Source organism: Sphingobacterium paramultivorum (assembly GCF_014109745.1).
Classification (GTDB): domain Bacteria; phylum Bacteroidota; class Bacteroidia; order Sphingobacteriales; family Sphingobacteriaceae; genus Sphingobacterium; species Sphingobacterium paramultivorum.
Window position 1 is genome coordinate 2298479 of record NZ_CP058555.1, and the last position, 17096, is coordinate 2315574.

20 protein-coding genes are annotated in these 17096 nt (G+C 37.3%); 12 read left to right on the forward strand and 8 right to left on the reverse strand.

Annotated elements, in window-relative coordinates:
* Window positions 1–184: 184 nt before the first annotated feature.
* From HS960_RS09985 to HS960_RS09995, 3 genes are all read left to right on the forward strand, one after another.
* The gene (locus HS960_RS09985; RefSeq protein ID WP_182332483.1) at window positions 185–1618 is read left to right on the forward strand and encodes a ligand-binding sensor domain-containing protein; all 1434 of its coding nucleotides are present in this window, start codon (window positions 185–187) and stop codon (window positions 1616–1618) included.
* Between the two features lie 137 nt (window positions 1619–1755).
* Window positions 1756–2118 (forward strand): hypothetical protein, encoded by a 363-nt coding sequence (locus HS960_RS09990; RefSeq protein WP_182332485.1) that lies wholly within the window; start codon window positions 1756–1758, stop codon window positions 2116–2118.
* A gap of 51 nt (window positions 2119–2169) precedes the next feature.
* Complete coding sequence (locus HS960_RS09995; RefSeq protein ID WP_182332487.1) at window positions 2170–2367, forward strand: hypothetical protein; 198 nt, start codon at window positions 2170–2172, stop codon at window positions 2365–2367.
* 182 nt (window positions 2368–2549) lie between these two features.
* On the opposite strand, the gene HS960_RS10000 is transcribed toward HS960_RS09995, so the two are convergent.
* The 6 genes from HS960_RS10000 to HS960_RS10025 all read right to left on the reverse strand — a co-directional run bounded on the left by HS960_RS10000 (window position 2550) and on the right by HS960_RS10025 (window position 6484).
* The gene (locus HS960_RS10000) at window positions 2550–3440 is read right to left on the reverse strand and encodes a hypothetical protein (protein WP_182332489.1); all 891 of its coding nucleotides are present in this window, start codon (window positions 3438–3440) and stop codon (window positions 2550–2552) included.
* A gap of 59 nt (window positions 3441–3499) precedes the next feature.
* Window positions 3500–3895, reverse strand: a complete 396-nt coding sequence (locus HS960_RS10005; RefSeq protein WP_153845611.1) for a hypothetical protein — start codon at window positions 3893–3895, stop codon at window positions 3500–3502.
* 11 nt (window positions 3896–3906) lie between these two features.
* A complete protein-coding gene (locus HS960_RS10010; RefSeq protein ID WP_153845610.1) occupies window positions 3907–4704 on the reverse strand; it encodes an SOS response-associated peptidase in 798 nt (265 codons plus the stop codon).
* Window positions 4705–4816: 112 nt separating this feature from the next.
* On the reverse strand, window positions 4817–5290 hold the full coding sequence (locus tag HS960_RS10015) for a hypothetical protein (protein ID WP_182332491.1): 474 nt from the start codon (window positions 5288–5290) through the stop codon (window positions 4817–4819).
* A gap of 16 nt (window positions 5291–5306) precedes the next feature.
* On the reverse strand, window positions 5307–5909 hold the full coding sequence (locus HS960_RS10020) for a DMP19 family protein (RefSeq protein WP_153845608.1): 603 nt from the start codon (window positions 5907–5909) through the stop codon (window positions 5307–5309).
* A gap of 113 nt (window positions 5910–6022) precedes the next feature.
* Window positions 6023–6484 carry a helix-turn-helix domain-containing protein gene (locus tag HS960_RS10025; protein WP_153845607.1) on the reverse strand — a complete coding sequence of 154 codons (462 nt, stop codon included), beginning with the start codon at window positions 6482–6484 and terminating at the stop codon, window positions 6023–6025.
* Between the two features lie 173 nt (window positions 6485–6657).
* On the opposite strand from HS960_RS10025, the gene HS960_RS10030 reads away from it, so the two are divergent.
* A complete protein-coding gene (locus HS960_RS10030) occupies window positions 6658–7803 on the forward strand; it encodes an Atu1372/SO_1960 family protein (protein WP_182332492.1) in 1146 nt (381 codons plus the stop codon).
* Window positions 7804–8051: 248 nt separating this feature from the next.
* Window positions 8052–8288, forward strand: coding sequence for a hypothetical protein (locus HS960_RS10035; RefSeq protein WP_112374587.1), 237 nt, complete (start codon window positions 8052–8054; stop codon window positions 8286–8288).
* A 674-nt stretch (window positions 8289–8962) separates the two neighbouring features.
* Here HS960_RS10035 and HS960_RS10040 read toward each other — a convergent pair.
* A complete protein-coding gene (locus HS960_RS10040) occupies window positions 8963–9448 on the reverse strand; it encodes a CinA family protein (protein WP_153845605.1) in 486 nt (161 codons plus the stop codon).
* A gap of 90 nt (window positions 9449–9538) precedes the next feature.
* A complete protein-coding gene (locus HS960_RS10045) occupies window positions 9539–10195 on the reverse strand; it encodes a response regulator transcription factor (protein ID WP_153845604.1) in 657 nt (218 codons plus the stop codon).
* Between the two features lie 385 nt (window positions 10196–10580).
* Between HS960_RS10045 and HS960_RS10050 the strand changes: the two genes are divergently transcribed.
* The 7 genes from HS960_RS10050 (at window position 10581) to HS960_RS10080 (ending at window position 17094) form a co-directional block, all read left to right on the forward strand.
* The gene (locus HS960_RS10050; protein ID WP_159732314.1) at window positions 10581–10859 is read left to right on the forward strand and encodes a hypothetical protein; all 279 of its coding nucleotides are present in this window, start codon (window positions 10581–10583) and stop codon (window positions 10857–10859) included.
* Window positions 10860–11243: 384 nt separating this feature from the next.
* A complete protein-coding gene (locus tag HS960_RS10055) occupies window positions 11244–12125 on the forward strand; it encodes a DJ-1/PfpI family protein (RefSeq protein ID WP_153845602.1) in 882 nt (293 codons plus the stop codon).
* Between the two features lie 91 nt (window positions 12126–12216).
* Window positions 12217–12474 (forward strand): hypothetical protein, encoded by a 258-nt coding sequence (locus tag HS960_RS10060; RefSeq protein ID WP_153845601.1) that lies wholly within the window; start codon window positions 12217–12219, stop codon window positions 12472–12474.
* 736 nt (window positions 12475–13210) lie between these two features.
* Entirely contained in the window at window positions 13211–13921 is a 711-nt protein-coding gene (locus tag HS960_RS10065; protein WP_153845600.1) for a TetR/AcrR family transcriptional regulator, read from the forward strand.
* 347 nt (window positions 13922–14268) lie between these two features.
* Entirely contained in the window at window positions 14269–15033 is a 765-nt protein-coding gene (locus tag HS960_RS10070) for an SDR family NAD(P)-dependent oxidoreductase (protein ID WP_153845599.1), read from the forward strand.
* Between the two features lie 6 nt (window positions 15034–15039).
* Window positions 15040–15684, forward strand: coding sequence for a TetR/AcrR family transcriptional regulator (locus tag HS960_RS10075; RefSeq protein WP_153845598.1), 645 nt, complete (start codon window positions 15040–15042; stop codon window positions 15682–15684).
* A 57-nt stretch (window positions 15685–15741) separates the two neighbouring features.
* Window positions 15742–17094: a TolC family protein gene (locus HS960_RS10080; protein ID WP_202883781.1), complete on the forward strand. Its 1353-nt coding sequence runs from the start codon at window positions 15742–15744 to the stop codon at window positions 17092–17094.
* Window positions 17095–17096: the final 2 nt, after the last annotated feature.

Here is a 17096-nt window from a genome sequence, read left to right on the forward strand (position 1 = left end):
TTGGCCTTTGCTTAACCTGTCGCTAAATTGAAACTTTTCGCTTCAATTTCCGCCACTGACGCCAAGCCCCGTAACTTAAGCCATAGCTACGCGGACAGCTTTAAAAGCAATATTAAATGGACACTCTTCAATAGATAAATAAACAAAATAAATGAGGAAAACGCTTTTTATCCTTTTTGCAGGTTTGGCAATTCAAGCAAACGCACAAAACTTATTCCCTGTAAAACTCGAAAATTGTAAGGCTGAAAAGTTTTGCCTTGACTGTGGAGATATAAAAGCAGGTTATGAACAAAATGAGTTCACAAAATTACAAGACAAACTGAACAAGGAATTGAACTTACAAGGAATAAAAGGTGCTGTAAAATTTCAGGTTCTTGTTGACGCAACAGGTCACGCTTGTGTATTAAGTCATACTGACCAATCAAACAATCCCATTTCATTGAAAATTATTGAAGAACTTAACAAATTCGACAAATGGACACCGGCAATAACAGGTGGAAAGGCTGTAGAAAAGTCGTCCATCAACTTAATTTTTGCAATAAACAACAACAAAATTTCGGGACAGATTGAGCGGATTGATATGAAGATTTTTAATAAGTCATTTGATACACCAAGTAGCCCAGAGATATACAATAAAACCTACGTGTACAAAAACGGAAGTTTAAAAAATTACAAAATGACAGTTTGGAACTCTAGTAACTCAAATCTTCCAAACAATATGAACGACCATATCACAATTGACAAAAATGGACTTATTTGGCTGACTGTTGATGAAGGATTGGTAACTTTTGACGGAAAAGAATTCAAAAATGCAGAACAAGATATTACTGACAAAGGGAAATTCTTTTCCTATTATGCATTAACAACAGATAATGAAAATGTGAAGTGGGTTTATGGCACTAAAAATATTTACAGTTTTGACAATGTAAAATGGACAAAGTATGACTCAACAGCTATTGGAATAGATGGAGCCTATGAAATTGTAAATAATCAAAAGACTGGAGAAGTGTTTTTCTGCTCCGACGAAGGCTTGACAATTTACAAAGATCGAAAATGGACGAATCTAAATAAAAGCAAACTCAAAGACCTGCCATCAAACAGAGTAAATTTCGCAAAGAGAGATTCAAAAAACAGAATTTGGATTGGAACCTATAGTGGTACAGCTATAATTGACGAAAATAATCAGGTAACTAACTTTGAAAATACAAACACCATTTTGAAAGGAAAATGTATTACTTCAATGGACGAAGACGAAAATGGTAATCTCTTTTTTACGCTTTTCGAGTTTGACAGAAAAGTGAAAGGAAAAGTAAACAATGATGAAGGAATTGCAATTAGATACCCAGACGGAACTTTCAAACAATTTACGACCGAAAATTCAGGAATGCCTTTTAACCATACAACTTGTGTTCTTTACGACAAAAATGAAAAGGTTCTTTGGATTTCGACTGACAGAGCCGGCTTAGTAAGATATGACTTAAAAGATGGCTGGGAAAATTATCACAATGAGAACTCTGACATTCCAACTTCATACATTTCAACAATGACTTTTGATATGAATGGGAACTTGTATCTAGCGACACGACAAGGATTAGTAAAAATTGAGAGAAAACAATAAATACTCCTGGTAATAAGGTGCCCCTAAACAGTATCTAAACATCACAATGCACATCCTTTACAAAAAGATAGTTTGAATCAAGTCATTAATAAAAAGAACAGACTTCTGGGAGAAATAAAAAATTTAAGATAGAAATTATGAAAAGAGTAACAATCCTTTTATTTCTAATTACCCTAAGTGGTATCACATTTGGTCAAGAAAAACTTTGGGTAAAACAAACCAAGGTAAATGATGCGATGAAATTCGAATCACAACTCAATCCAGACCCGAAATTTTTAAATCAAAATATTTTCATGTCATCTGATTACTATCCTTACCTGGAAAAGTATCCTCTCCAAACCCCAGTAGTCGTAGAACGATCAGCGGTAGATTATTTGGCATTGTCTGTTGAATATTTTTTTTCAGAAAAAGACTCATTACTCAGAATAGTTTCTTGCAACTGGGAAGTAAACAGGTATAATAAATCAATGCAGAAGCTTGCTAAGGGTTGGAAAGAGTAGAATAAAACACTTGACATCTACAATAAGGAATACGAGCGAATAAAAAAGAACATGATCCAAATATTTGGTCTAGCAAACTCTGATGATCAAGAACCCAAAAGTGTCAAATCACCATGGGATTCAAGCACTTATTTAACCCGCGAAACAGTTTGGGATAATATGGATCTACATGCTCAGCTGGATTTAATTTTCTCGGACAATACGCATCGAATCAGGTTGACTTACTACTGGAAAGATAAACAAAATTAGAAAGTCGAATCTAATGGAAACATTCAGAAATGAACTATCACAAACGAATATTCAAAGGTGTCAACAATTCAGATAATAGCGACGCCTCAAGTGAGACGGCTTTTCATTACAAACAATAGGAAAAGTTGGACTATTTCGCCGCTCGAACGTTTTCAAAGTGGACTGCCTGTCAGAATAGTCAGTTACTTGGATTTGTCATAGAATGATTGTAACTCATCTTTTGATTGCGTGAACTTAAAATATTTTGGTTCGTGTAAAATAGAATTGAAATAAATTTCCTGCATCCTTTTCTTGTCCTGTAATTCAGCAAATGCACTGAATTGTGCAATCAATGTACTGTAAAAACCACCAATATGCCATTCATTGTATGCTACTGTTTTATCGTATCCAATCCATTCAAAGTCTGCGTAGTCAAAGTTTTTAAAGTAAAAATATTCTTTGCCATTAAACTTTGGAAGTTTGTCGCAAAACTCAAGTATCTTTTTATTGTTTTTCATCATCTGTAGAACTTTGAAGCGTCCTCCAACCAAAGCATCCATCATATTTAAAAAGAAGATTGCCTTTTCAGTTTCGTCCTTAAACCCTAAACTGTCTATATTGAAATTGTACTTACTCAAATCAGCTTCGTTAAATAATGAAGTTATACCCCCATGGATACGATAGTAGTAGTTATCAAGCAACCATCGACTATCAATCTGCTTGGATAGAACTTCATTTGCGACTGCAGCAGCTGGTATTGCCGTGACTTTTTCGTTGGTCCTATTGTAATGAATTTCGCGGATAACATACCATAATACCAACTCTTCATCATTTGGTCTTGCAAGAAAGCGTGTTTCCAAAATTGTATGGTCACCTTTACCAACCGCAATTAAAGCATCAACAATAGAATTCAGCTTAGGTGTCCGTAATGAGTCAATTGATTTGGCAAATTGACCTCCTCTTGCATCTGTATTATAGGAATAGAGCTCAGCAATAGCTATTAAATTATGGAGGTCTTTTTGGTCAAGCTTTATTTGGGCTTTAGCAAAAGTCGTTGCTGCCAAAAGGACAAAACTTAGAAAGTATTTCATCATGCTTCGTCTATGTATTTGCATATTTGTTCTATCTGCTTCTAATTAGTTTCCTGAAAACGTTACATCTTCCGCGCCAAAGGCCCATCCTTAGTGACCAGACTAGACCAACCGGGACAAGAGCCCACGGTTAGTTTCGCGATCAATCTGGACGCTAGAAATATATTGGCCACTGTTTCTTCACCAAAATCCCAGGTTACTTCAACAGGCGAACTCGCCTCAAATGGTTCAAGATTCTCTTTGACAAACTCCGAAGGATTTAAAAACGGTAGATTTTCCTTTTTATGCCATTCAGATTCGCTCGGAGTAGGGGCATGATTATATAACCATATATCTCCAACTATTTTATCCTCTTTTTCCTCATTCAATAAGTATGCATAACAGACCTTATCGTCATCTTCGATAAGTACGGCGAACTCAGGGCGATCATTTGATACATATTTTGTTAAACTTCCCATTGGATACTGATTTAAAACAACGAAGTCTGTGCCGTATCACTCCCCAATGGCGGTAATCCTTCCCAATCAAATTGCTCATAACGATGCTTACCATCGGGGCGGTTTGGATATCCTCTCAATGTATACACTGGATAATGTTTCAACTTTTCATTGGGCATTTCAAATAAGAAAATCGGTGGCATATCTTCTTCGTTAATATCCTCGATCCATTGACGCTCGAGATCCTCAGGCAAGAATAAGGGCATACGGTGTTTATTGGGCCCATCATTATGGATATTGGCCATCACGTCATTGGCTGCACGCGTGAGCATACCAAAAGACCCTACACGTTCAACCACGCCATCTTCATCCACCGTCTCATGCCACTGATACAGACCTGGTAAATAGAATAGCTCTCTCCCCGCTTCACCGATGAAATAAGGGACTTTCTTTTTCCAGCCCTTTACCGCACGATGTTCAAAAGTACCACTCACAGGGATAAGGCAACGTTGCTTGCGCAAGCGATACCAATAGGATTTTTTATCCTCCAGGATACGTTCGCTACGCACATTGATCATATTGCGCCTACGATCGGCCTGCAGCTTGGGATCGTCAATATAGGTAGGCAATACCCCCCACTCCATCTCGGTCAAGGCCAGCTGGCTTGAGTCCTTGTCCTTATACAGGATCGGATATTTGGGAAAGGTAATGGCCTGCACGTTTTCCAGATAGTCATAATTGTAATCCAATTGACGGCGCTCGTCCCGCAATTGCGGAAAGGTATTTTTGATAATCTCAATATCGGTATGGAGGCTAATATCCCAGCACATAATGGAATCCTTTTTTGTTTGGCTTTGATACGAATATACGCAATTTGTGCTTTAAATATGGATTGCCCTACAACAAGAAAATGGCTGCTTTCTGGTTCGGACCGGATCTGATTTAGCGAAGGATCTCTATAGCAAATACTTTCTTTTGGGTCTGCCCATCGGTAATGGTAGCCACTACCCGACCATATTCTAGGGAGAATAGGATATCGATCGGATTTTTGCGCTGAAACCTGGTCTTGGTACGCAGGTAATTGACAATATTTTTCACGTACAGCTTAAGCATACGCTTATCCCAATTCTCCTCCTTGATGCGATTGAGGAAGATCCGATAGCCTGATCCTGTTTCCAACAAGCTTTCGATCTTATCGGTATCCTGCGGCAGCTGCAAAGCTCTTCCCTCCTTTGCCCCCAGTTGATGGGCATGCTGATCGGCGGCTTCCTTATCATCATTCGGCGTGAGCAGAAAGCCTGTCTTTTCCTTGACATCGGGCCACTCAAAGCGCTGCAGCACAAAGTCGGCATAGCCCGACTCGACGAGCGCGCGAAACGAACTTTTGGTGACTTGTTCAAAGGGATTGTACAGCATAGGACTAAGATAGGATTTAATCAGTAAACTCTTTCTTGTTCTTTCGGATGTAGTCAACCTGAATTTTTTGCAAGTTTTCAACGTCATTAAGTTTGTAAAACTCCTCGTCAAATTTGTTTAACGGATTGTTCTCATAAGATTTACTAAAACCTTCTACCGTACCATCCTGATCTTCGGTTATTTTCGATTTCTCCTTTTCAAATGTGCTGTTTGCTCGCTCGGTCAGATCAGCAAATTTAGTAGCGCCAACTAATTTCAACGCTTCTGGCAGCGCAGTAGCAAATTGACCGCTTGAATTAAAATAAAACTGGTTATAACCACCATTATTTACTTCTGCTTCTAATCGGCTGATCATATAAATTGCTTGTCTAGATTTGTTCCAAGACAAGACGATTTCATATTCTTTATCATATGCCGCCGATAACTTACGAAAGAGGTTATCATAGACGACTTCCAATAACATGTTATCCGATGTCGTATCAATAATTTGCTCGGTTAACGGAGTCTGAATTGATGGCTTATTATTATTTTGCTTCGTAGGTTCGGAACAGCCAAACAAATTTAAAATCATTATTATAATTCCAATGGTAATAATCGGTGTTCGCATTGATTTTATCATCTTTAGATTTTTTTATTACTCAAATATATACATTGATTTGCCATACTTTTGTGTTTTATGTATCTCGCCAAAGTATGGCTGCTACCGCGGCTATCTGAAGCAAAGATTAATCATCACCTACCCATTAGGACTCCTTTCTTTGCCACATTTGGTGTGCTCTTCATAATAGATTGATAAGAAGATGTAAATGCAGATAAACTCTTATACCCGACCAGATAACCTACTTCGGAAAGTGTATATTTTTTCTGATCGATCAACTCAATACTTTTTAAAATTCTTATAAGCTGATGATATTTTTGAACTGTGATACCTGTCTCCGATTTAAATATACGTTGAAGTGTTCTGGCCGACATAGCAACCTTATCTGCTAATAACTCGATATCTATACCGTATTTAAAATTACAATTAATCTCCTCACATATTGGGATCAATTTTTCATTGGATGGAATAGGTATTTGAAGATTCGTGTTTTCAGAACAAAAATTTGGCAAACTGTTTAATATGGCCTGCAAAAAATGGTATTGCTCTATATTATCTTGAAGATTTTTACTCCACTTGGCAGCATACAAAAGCATTTCCTTCAATACCACGGGTGCCGCAAAAACACGTACTGATTTAAAAAATTCGAATTCCCCATTCTACTTTCCGTCAGGCCACATTTGATGTTGTCGCTTTGCATATACTTATTGGCATATTCCATAAAAAAACAATAGATAATTTTGTATGCTCATTTAAAATTACAGTAAATATGAATAGAATATTTCTTGCATTCACATTTTTGTTACTACTTGTATTAACGGACAGATCTTTGGCAATGCAAAAACAAGCAAACATCCTTATACTAATTCATTCAGATGAAGGTGGTACCTACGAAATTGCAAAAGAGGTTGCGAAAGGAATTGAAAACAATGGTAACTCAAAAGCAATTATTAAAAGAGTCAAATTTATTGATAATCCAAAACTCAACCATATCCCGGTCGCAAACGTTTCGGAACTTTCGTCATATGATGGAATTGCATTTGGTTCTCCTGTATATTTTGGGAACATAAGTACGGCAATGAGTGAGTTTTTTGCTCAGACAACAACACTATGGTCCAAGCATGAATTAGAAGGGATGCCAGCCATGGTCTTTATGTCTGCAGGAAGTGGTGCAGGACGAGAGTTAGCTATGCAATCCTTTATGAATATGCTTGCGGTCCATGGAATGGTCCTGGTTCCAAATGGTATAAGGGGAAATGAAAAGCTTGACAAAAGTATTCCGCAAGGTAATACTGTTCTCGGCACGACGAGCCTTGCTTCATTAAAAAATGTAGCTCGTCCTTCGGATGACGAGCGACTCTTAGCTTCCGAACAAGGAAAATATTTTAGCAAAGTAGCACTTGCTTTGAAAGGTACATTTGGGAAAAAATCTGTCAAGACTCCTGAAGTGGCGACAAAGGACATTAACCAGATTTTGAAAGAAAAACATATAACTTTACCCAAAGTACCGGCTCCTGCTGGAAATTACCAGCCTTACGTAAGAAGCGGTAATCTGGTTTTTATTAATCAATATGCATTAAAAGACGGGAAATTGATTAATCCTGGAAAAATTGGCGTAGAAGTGACAGAGGAACAGGTAAAGGAAGCAACAAGAATAACAATGCTCAATATAATAGCGGTATTGAGTGACGCAGTAGATGGTGATTTAAATAAAGTCAAAAAATGCGTGCAATTAGTGGGAATTTTCAATGCCTCAGAACCGTTTTCAGACCACGCAAAGTTAATGAATGCAGCTTCTGATTTAACAGTTGAAATATTTGGAGAACAGGGAAAACATGCAAGAGCCACACTTGGAGCATCATCTATTCCTGGAAATTCTTCTGTAGAAATACAAGCAATATTTGAAATAGAATAAACATTAGGAATCCAATTAAAACAACGAAGTCTGCGCTGTATCACTCCCCAATCGTGACAATCCGTCCCGGTCAAATTGCTCGTAACGATGCTTTCCATTGGGGCGGTTTACTATTCCCCCAACTAGTGCATTATGGGGAGTAAATTATATTTTAACGTCGATATTCATTGGCTCGGACGCTTTTTTTGTATAAAACTAAACTATTTATTTTCTAAAGTAGTTCATAAATAAACCAAAACATACATATTATGGCACTTACAACAGGAAATGAAGACAAAGTAACGAAAGAAGTAGAACAGCAAACTTCTAAAATTCCCTCGATTTTATTCTTGGCGGCATCACTTGCAGCGATGGGAATTTCAGCTGCATTAAAATGCTGCAAAACAAAAGATGATAATACAGCTTTGTTCGTCGGTCAATGGGCGGCACCGTTTTTATTATTGGGAATTTACAATAAGATCGTTAAGACTGAAGGACACGATTAATAGGTTTTATTTTTTATGGTTGATTTTAGAGGCTGGTCTTAGGATCAGCCTTTTTTCATTTTTATCAAACCAAGCTCTTAAAAGAATTGTCCATCTATTGTCGATCGTTACGTATCAGTTTAGATTGATTGATTTAATTGTATGGTCAGGTTTTTAGGCCTGGCCATTTTAAACGTATTTTCCGGTCCTAAATGGATCTGTCTATAATTTAGTTAAGGGGCTAATCGAAAGATTAGTCCTTTTTTTGAAAAATAATGAACCATTCTATCAGAATTATGTTCTTCACCAGGTTAAGTTAGTTTGTTTTAGTAGTTATAAAGGTCGGGGATTCATGTCACCGGCCTTTTTTTATTTTTTGTAAACCATTATTCAAGTTTAGTTGTACTTACTTTGGATATTTAATGAATAGATTGCAGGCTTGATTGTATCGCATTTATCAGGCCTGCATTTTTGAAAATTCTTTCCCAACAAGGGATCAATATATATCGGCTGGATCGTTCCAGCCTTTTTTATAAGGTAGGTATTTCTCCGGACTCGATCATCGCCATAAAAATATCAGCTTGATCTCTGGTGAGCCAAGAGTTGTAATTGAAATGTACTCGCCAGCCTTCTGTAAAAGACTATTGCGTTAAAGTAGTTTTGAAACCCTAAGATAAATTTGAGAGGAAAAATCACTAAAATAGCTTTGCAAGTATACCTTCAAAGGTGACCAAAATATTTTCGCCATATTTCTGCTGTGCTTTTGCACCTAAGAAATTTTTACTCAATTCTGTTTTTTCGGAAACGATTATCTGCATTTTATAGGATATTGCAAAATATGCATACAACTTAAAATGTGACTCTTCCACTGGCGTTGCATAACCGGTAACACCTATACCAAAATCAGCATTAAACAAGTGTGATGCCTGTAGTGCCATATCTTCGGCGATCTGAGACGACACACAATCACATTCTCTGGCCTCATCCTTATCGATTCCCAATAAATTTACCTTCTCTTCAAGCGTGTAAGCTGTAATCCCACCTTTAAAATTAACTGCAGCATTTTCGATCTGGGACAGCATAAACTGAAGCTGTCCAGCTGTTACACTTTCGGCCGTTGCGACAGTCTTACGATCAAGTAGCTTGCCAATACGTTGAATTACGTCCTTATCGAGTTCCATCTTATACTTATTAATTTAAACCTATAGCCTTAGCAGACCTTTTATCTACTCGGAATAATAAATCTTAAATCCGTTATTGACCGTAAGCATTTATTGTAGTAGTTTATTTTGAAAGGCGAACCGCACTAGATCAGCTGTATTTTTTGTTTTTGTTTTATCAATTAGCTGCTGCCGGTGCCCCTCAACTGTACGTTTGCTCAGAAATATCTGATCTGCTATTTCAGCGTTTGTAAAACCACGTGAGATCAGTTCCAAAACCATTAATTCCCTTTCAGAAATATCGTAGCGATGATAGATAGCTTCTTTATCGATATAAATGGGTCTATTTAGCTGAAAATGATCGAGAAGTGATAGACCTATTTCCATTGAAATATATCTTTTACCCTGTAATATGTTGAATATACCTTGAACAAGTTCGTCATAATCCGAATTTTTCGATAAAAAGCCAACTGCTCCCGCCCTAAATGCATCAGCAACGGTATTATTATCCTCGATCATTGATAAAACAGCAACGTCAATTTCAGGATATTTGGCCTTCACTTTATGGATTAATGTAATGCCACTCATCTCTTCCATTTTGAGATCTGTAATTATAAGATCAGGTGTCTCGCCTTTACCTAAGAATTCTAGCGCCTCAACTCCATTTCCCACCTCCCCAACAATGGAGAGCTGCTTATGTGACTCCAATATTAGCCTAAAGCCGTTCCTTACCAATGTGTGATCGTCAACAAGTAATATTTTATACATCGTAGTAGAGAAAATCGTGTGTTATATGTATTTCAGAACAATTAGCCTGCCATTTTTACATAACCAGAAAGTTTTAAATCTATATTTTAAAATTTGTAATAATTACTTATAAGCCCAGGTATTATTACCTTCCATGAAATATATGCTACAATTTCTATCGTGTCAACATCCCCTTATAATTTTTATAAAAAGTTTCCATCGCACTTAAAATTGGATTATGAACTTTCGATCTATTTTTAACCTTATTGCTGAAACTTAATATTCGCAGTTAAAGTACTTCGTCAGACTATTACAGTGATTTCAAGTATTAAATGACTTATATTGCGTAGTTTATCAGTTAACGAAACCGATCCCAAGAAGGTTCACTTTATATATTTATTAAAAGATGAAAAAAAACCAAATTATGCAGGATCGGTATCAAGGTATACTTATCGTTGCATTCGCAATTGTTGCACAACAGGGCCCCGAGGATCTTCCGAACGATGTGCCAGACAATCCTGAAGAGGAATTATCAGAAAATGAACCCGATGAAACTCCAGAAATGCCCGATCAGGATGATTTAGGCATCGACGAAGAACTAGGAGACGAAGAAGAAAATGAATTTCCTAAACTTGACGAACAGGAAGAAGACGAAAGAGAGTTAGATAACAATGGAAGCATTTAAAATCAAACTGTCTTTTCATTTTATGAAATAACCAACGCGTTAAAGCTATATTTGACCGCATCAAAGCACCCTTTCAAATTGAACTCAGAGGCCCGAGCTGCATCAATATGTGCTCCCGTACTGGAACTTTTATTTTGGACATCTGCTCCATGATAATTTTTGAGATCTGCTGACAACTCATTTTACCCTGCGAGACTACCTTTTTTTCTTCAGCCATGACCGTTTGACGACATTGTCTGGGTGCTGTTTTTTTTTTACAAATATTTTTTAGGCGAAACAGCACGGGTTTCGATATTGTTATCTCTTAAAGATTTATAAAATGTGGAAAGTTTGACATTCGAAGCTTATCAATAGCACGAATTACAAACAATAAAAAATATTACTATGTCATTATTTTCAAACGATTTGAGCAAAGAGCCTGTATTTGACGGCATTGGTTACGAACCTTCTTTTTTTTCAAGAAAGACGATGGTTACGACCAAGACAAATTACAGTAAAAAAAAGTACAGTGATATCAACAAGGACACCCGAAAAAAGATTCTTGTGCTCTGCACAGAAGAACGGTATATGACCATGAAAAATGGAAAGAAGTTTTCAACGGGCAATCATCCGGTCGAAACACTGGTTCCCATTCTTCATTTCGAACAGGCTGGATTTGATGTTGACTTCTACACACCAACAGGTGCTCCTGTAAAATTTGAGATGTGGGCTATGCCGTACGAAGATGAAAACATCGGTAAAATCCTCGACAAGTATAATACTCAATTTTCAAACCCGCACAACCTGAGAGATTTTATAGCTGACACGAATAAAGGATATGTTGATTACGTTGCCGTTTTTATCCCAGGCGGGCATGGCGCAATGCTAGGACTACCTGAAAATAATGATGTCAAAGAACTTATCAAATGGGTAGTAGCGGAAGATAAATATCTATTGGCAATCTGCCATGGCCCCGCAGCGCTCTTAAGCGTAGCAGATTGCGGAGACGCTGAGTTTTCTTTTAAGGGATATAAGATTAATTCGTTTCCTGATGAAATGGATAAGATTTTGCCAGAAAGTGGATACCAGCCCGGTGAGATGCCCTGGTTTTATGGCGAAAAACTCAAACAGCTTGGAATCGAAATTCTGAATAAAAAAATTGCCGGCGATTGTCACGTTGACAGAAAATTAATTACTGCAGATAGTCCGTTAGCGGCTGATAAATTCGGGAAACTCTGCGCAGATGAACTTCTTGCCTATGAAAAATCAAAAGTGGAAAATGAATAGGTAGCGGAAGCCATATGGATCATTGCAAAGTCTTGCCAACGTTTTCAAAATTTGAACGATCATTTTTAAGAACTAATGAATATTTCAATCTATGTCAAAAACTAAAATATATAAAGACATACCGGTTATTTTAACAACGGAAACAGAACAGTTATTTGATTTTGAATTAGGTGAAAGTGGTCAGGTAGGCCAATATGCCAAAATATCGTCTGAAGGACACGAACTAATTATAGGAGTGGATCTCAGTTACCTAGACGGAGATATGCCCGAGAAATGGAGGCAACCTGCTGTTCAGAAACTACTTGCTTTAGTAAGGGATGATAACAAAACAATCGGTGATTTAAATTAATTCTTTTTCAAATACAAGCCTCCCTTATTAACCGATAAGGGAGGTTTTCTGACTATATATCCATTTAGTTACTGAACCACAGCCTAACATGGAGATGGTTAACCGTGTTGTCGGAATGGCAGACGAACTCAGAAGGCCTATGATGCTGATTGTGTGGGCACAAAAAAGGCCGGAATAAACCAGCCCTGATATATATAGTTATGATCCCAATAATGGGATAGTCGGTTTCAAAAAATGCTGGCCTAACAAGTGCAAATCAAGCCAGCAAAAGCAATCTTCTCATTTTTCGCATAAAGGACAACCGAAATATAATATTCGTTTGAAAAAAATAAAAAAACCTTGAGGAGGGGGATCTCAAGGTTTTTACTACCTGTTATTAACCTAATTTATGAAAAGTACCATTATAACAATGGCTAATTCGCTTTCATTTGATATTTTATAAAATAATCAAATAGGCCCTTTACTTTGCAGATGCGATGGCAACGGAATTATCCCACGACGGTTCAATGCTTAACCCTGGAATTCCTCTGGTTTGATTTAGATTACAATATTTTTGGAACCTTTGAATCGTTCGGAAAACTACCTTTTAAAATAAAGAATGGATTATCCTATTGCAAACTTAAAAACAGAGGCTCATAATATAAGATTCTGTTGCTGTTTTTAACACACAAAAAGAATTTAGCTAATCTATTTGTTATAAAAATCTTATCTTTATCTACCTACTAGTAGATAGATTATGACAACAAGAGAGAAAATAGTCAGCACAGCGGCAGAAATGCTATCTAACAATGGTTTCAATGCATTCAGTTTCCATGACATCGCAAGCGAAATAGGGATAAAAAATGCTTCAATACATTATTATTTCCCAACCAAATCAGACCTTATCATCGAGATAATACATTATTCTCAAAATATACAAGCTGCTTTATTTGAAACAATATCGCAACAGAAACCGGAGGAAAAGCTATCTCTACTGATCGACTTTTATGTGGATTTAGCTGATAAAGGACAGATGTGTCCCATTGTTTCCATTTCCTCGGATATGAACGATATAGACTCCAATATCAAATTGGAAGTAGGAAAATTTTATGATCTTCTTTCGGGTTGGCTTGCTTCGGTAATTGAAGAAGGAATAACCAAAAATGACTTTGTAACTACGCAAGAGCCGCAGGACAAATCGATTGAAATATTGAACATTCTGGCCATGTTACCTATTTTATCTCGTCTGGGTAAGGGACGTGAAAGTCTCACTAAACTTAAGCAATCTGTTATGGATAATCTGGTAAAAAAAGATCACTTAGATAATAAAATAAGTTTGCTTGCGCAAGAGATTGAACAACAAAAGGAAACCATTGCACATCAAGCAGCTATTATAGCAGCTCATAAAAAAGTTATCTCCCTCTATGAGGCCAATGACACTATACAACAATGGCTACCCCAAAAATAAGAATATTACCAAATTAAATTTATTCAATAGAAGAAGGAACTTTAAGATTAAAAATCTAAAAATAATAACACCTTCCTAAAACCTGACATTGTATAAGGTATTCTAGTAAGATTTGTTACCAAATGAACCCTCTGCAAATTCATTGGTCTAAATTATTTATAACTTCAGTACTGCAAGTAAATTCCAAAGGGACAGTAGCCAAGTGGTAAATGTTATTGCCTATTTCATTTCTGAACTCCCCATCGAATTATATCTTATCGTCAAAAAAGACATTTTGTAAAAAATATTTTTTTTATTGAACAGTGTTCAATAGATTTGCAGTATCATTAATTTAAATTTTTTGTAAAATGAAAAAAGCATTAGTAACCGGAGCCAGTGGCGGTATTGGTAAGGAGGTTGCAAAACGGCTGGCAGCAGAGGGATATCTTCTAACCTTGGTTGCACGCAACGAAGAAAAGCTAGGCTCGCTGCAAGAGTCTCTAGGACGGGACCACCATCACATCCTACCACTCGACCTAACCAATCAAGAGGATATAATTTATCTCAGTAATCATTTAGTCAGCAATAAGTACGACCTATTTATCAATAACGCAGGCAATGGTACTTATGGTAGATTTGTTGACATTCCATTGGAAAATCAGATCGAGACGATGACACTCAACATGGAAGCTCTCGTTGCTCTATCCTATGCATTTCTAAAGCATGCAAAATCTGGAGATGCACTGATCAATATAGCTTCGATCCTAGCACATTCCTCATTACCAGGAGGTGCCGTATATGCGGCAACAAAAAGTTTTGTCGCCAATTTTTCTGAATCTCTGTGGTACGAATTTAAAAATAAGGGTATATTTGTCGCGGGCTTTAACCCGGGTGCAGCCGACTCTGATTTCCATTCAAACGCAGGGAGCCAAACGAGTGCATTTCCTAAATTTGTTGTTTCCTCAGTCCAGCAAGTTACTGATGAACTGATAAATGCAATAAGCAAAAGAAGCAAACCAAGAATTGTTCAGGGGTTAAAAAATAGATTGATGCTATTTGGCTTTAGATTCTTAAGCCGAAAAGCAGCAGTTAAAATCATGGGTAAAATCAGTCCCGGAATGTCCCATTCCTAAAATGGAATGAACAATATTTTAACGATTCATAGTTATCATAAAATGAGTATAGCAGAAAGAAAACAGGAAGAAAAACAGGAAATGCGTAAACGTATTTTGGATGCTGCACGAAAGATATTTCTTGAAAAAGGCTATGAAAACACCAGCATGCGAAACATTGCGAGCGAAATCAATTACAGTCCTGGAACAATCTATTTCCATTTTAAAGACAAGAGTGAAATTTTTCATGAACTTCATAAAGAAGGCTTCAGGATAATGCTATCACAATTAAAAGTGCTAGACCATGTGGCTGATCCTTTTGAACGTCTTAAAGCCGTAGGAAGAGCCTTTATTCAATTTGCGCAGGATAATAAGGATTATTATAACCTGATGTTTATAGCCGACGAACCGGAGAAGTCATCTCAGAAGGGTGGTTTTCAAATTGCGCAGGAAGCGATCAATCACCTATTGGGGCTCGTAAAAGAATGTCAGGCACAGGGAAGGTTTAAAGGAATGGATGTTGAGTACTTTTCGTTTATGATACTTTCATCGATGCACGGCATATGTGCCTTATTTTGTAAGGATCGCACAACCATCTTTCAGAACAAGACCAACGAAGAGCTCATGAAATATGGATACGAATGCTTCGTTTCATTATTGGAAAAAGGATAGTCCTTTTTTTTACACCTATATTGAACACCGTTCAAATTAATTACAATGATCAAACTAATGGAAAATATTTTATTTTGGTGCAGCTTATCCTGCACCATTTTATCCGTACAAATTACAAGGGCACAAAATCTTCTGAAGGATTATATCCAACAAGGGCTCCAGTCAAACCAGATCATCCATCAGCAGGATTTCATGCTTGAAAAAAGCATATATGCTCTTGAGGAGGCAAAAAGTATGTTTAAGCCCAATGTCACTTTCTCGACTACCTATACAAAAGCAGATGGTGGTCGCACCATAGATATTCCAGTTGGTGACATGCTGAATAATGTTTACTCTACCTTAAATCAGCTCACTGGAACAAGCTCTTTTCCTCAGTTACAAAACCGAAATGAACAGCTTAATCCGGATAATTTTTACGATGCAAAATTCCGTGTTACCCAGCCGATCTTAAATGCGGAAATTAGCTATAACAAAAAGATCAAATCCAAGCAGATTGACCTTCAAAAAACGGAAGTCCAGCTCTATAAACGTGAGTTGGTCAAAGAAATCAAAACTTCATATTACAATTATCTGAAAGCCGTCAATGCCGAAAAGATCTACCTCTCCTACCGTAAACTTGTTGTTGAGGGAGAGCGTGTGAATAAGAAACTTTTTGACAACGGGAAGATCAACCGGACAGCAGTGATACGCAGTAAAAATGAAGTTTCTAAAATAGACGCTTCAATAATATCTGCTCAAAAAACAAAGGAATCTGCACAATTTTACTTTAATTTTCTGCTAAACAGACCCTTATCGGACAGCATTGCGGTTGATGAAATAACCACTTTGCCAGAGCAGGACCTATCCCTTATGGACAATGTTTCTGCTCGTGAGGAACTCTCAAAACTTAAAATAGCAAAAGGGATCAATGAAGACCTGACCGGACTGGCAAAATCATACCTCATCCCCAAAATTGGCGCAAGCATGGATCTGGGTTCGCAGGCTTTTGACTGGAAATTCAATAAGCAAAGCCGTTACTATTTAATGGGGGTGTCCTTACAATGGGATCTCTTTGCTTCAGGTAAAAATACCAATCGTATAAAACAGGCCATTGCAGAGCATCACGCTATTGAATCCCAGACGGGATATGTTGAGCAGCAACTATTGACCGAACTCAGAGTCCGTCAGGCCAATATGCTAAGCGCTATTGCGCAATATCAAGCCGCGCAAAGCCAGTTGACAACAAGCCAAACTTACTACAAAGATGTAGCACTGATGTACAAAGAAGGCATGGCCATCTATATCGAATTGCTGGATGCACAAAATCAATGGGTAGACTCCCAGCTTCAGGAAAATATCGCCCTTTTTGACACATGGATTTCTTATGCAGCAATTGAACGTGCCGCAGCTAGTTTTAACATTCAAAAATAAAA

Bases quoted from the DNA above. Each gene is read 5' to 3' on its own strand.
- HS960_RS10040 (WP_153845605.1), bottom strand. From the start codon at position 9,448: ATGGAACTCGATAAGGACGTAATTCAACGTATTGGCAAGCTACTTGAT.
- HS960_RS10075 (WP_153845598.1), top strand. From the start codon at position 15,040: ATGAACAATATTTTAACGATTCATAGTTATCATAAAATGAGTATAGCA.
- HS960_RS10045 (WP_153845604.1), bottom strand. From the start codon at position 10,195: ATGTATAAAATATTACTTGTTGACGATCACACATTGGTAAGGAACGGC.
- HS960_RS10070 (WP_153845599.1), top strand. From the start codon at position 14,269: ATGAAAAAAGCATTAGTAACCGGAGCCAGTGGCGGTATTGGTAAGGAG.
- HS960_RS10010 (WP_153845610.1), bottom strand. From the start codon at position 4,704: ATGTGCTGGGATATTAGCCTCCATACCGATATTGAGATTATCAAAAAT.
- HS960_RS10030 (WP_182332492.1), top strand. From the start codon at position 6,658: ATGAATAGAATATTTCTTGCATTCACATTTTTGTTACTACTTGTATTA.
- HS960_RS10060 (WP_153845601.1), top strand. From the start codon at position 12,217: ATGTCAAAAACTAAAATATATAAAGACATACCGGTTATTTTAACAACG.
- HS960_RS10050 (WP_159732314.1), top strand. From the start codon at position 10,581: ATGAAAAAAAACCAAATTATGCAGGATCGGTATCAAGGTATACTTATC.
- HS960_RS10015 (WP_182332491.1), bottom strand. From the start codon at position 5,290: ATGCTGTACAATCCCTTTGAACAAGTCACCAAAAGTTCGTTTCGCGCG.
- HS960_RS10020 (WP_153845608.1), bottom strand. From the start codon at position 5,909: ATGATAAAATCAATGCGAACACCGATTATTACCATTGGAATTATAATA.
- HS960_RS09990 (WP_182332485.1), top strand. From the start codon at position 1,756: ATGAAAAGAGTAACAATCCTTTTATTTCTAATTACCCTAAGTGGTATC.
- HS960_RS10055 (WP_153845602.1), top strand. From the start codon at position 11,244: ATGTCATTATTTTCAAACGATTTGAGCAAAGAGCCTGTATTTGACGGC.
- HS960_RS10035 (WP_112374587.1), top strand. From the start codon at position 8,052: ATGGCACTTACAACAGGAAATGAAGACAAAGTAACGAAAGAAGTAGAA.
- HS960_RS10025 (WP_153845607.1), bottom strand. From the start codon at position 6,484: ATGCTTTTGTATGCTGCCAAGTGGAGTAAAAATCTTCAAGATAATATA.
- HS960_RS09995 (WP_182332487.1), top strand. From the start codon at position 2,170: ATGATCCAAATATTTGGTCTAGCAAACTCTGATGATCAAGAACCCAAA.
- HS960_RS10080 (WP_202883781.1), top strand. From the start codon at position 15,742: ATGGAAAATATTTTATTTTGGTGCAGCTTATCCTGCACCATTTTATCC.
- HS960_RS10005 (WP_153845611.1), bottom strand. From the start codon at position 3,895: ATGGGAAGTTTAACAAAATATGTATCAAATGATCGCCCTGAGTTCGCC.
- HS960_RS10065 (WP_153845600.1), top strand. From the start codon at position 13,211: ATGACAACAAGAGAGAAAATAGTCAGCACAGCGGCAGAAATGCTATCT.
- HS960_RS10000 (WP_182332489.1), bottom strand. From the start codon at position 3,440: ATGATGAAATACTTTCTAAGTTTTGTCCTTTTGGCAGCAACGACTTTT.